This is a genomic window from Winogradskyella poriferorum, from assembly GCF_050618035.1.
GTDB classification, from domain to species: Bacteria; Bacteroidota; Bacteroidia; order Flavobacteriales; family Flavobacteriaceae; genus Winogradskyella; species Winogradskyella poriferorum_A.
This window is the reverse complement of the sequence record NZ_JBODPY010000103.1, coordinates 1-240: the sequence shown is the minus strand read 5'-3', so window position 1 is coordinate 240 and position 240 is coordinate 1. Positions and strand designations below refer to the sequence as shown.

The 240-nt window shown below is 44.6% G+C and carries 1 protein-coding gene; it reads left to right on the top strand.

What is annotated here, in order from left to right; translation table 11 throughout:
• Positions 1–240, top strand: a 240-nt coding sequence (locus ACRHOC_RS15090; RefSeq protein WP_431159436.1) for a hypothetical protein, incomplete at both ends; no start/stop codon positions are given.

Genomic DNA, 240 nt, shown 5'->3' with positions numbered 1-240 from the left:
AAGGTGGTTAAGCCACAAGGTGATGCTAAGACTCCATATCCTTCGAGTATTGATACGGCGGCTAAGCGTGCGCTGTTTGATAACTGGGGAAATGATGAGGTATTAGCGTCTAAAATTGATACTGCTATTCGTTATACCAAAAAAGCCGATTGGGTAGGGGATCGAATCAAAGAGAAACAAGTAGCCAACGCGATTCGGGAAGAGTCTGCGGGGTATGATGTAGATGTTGCTGATGTGTTA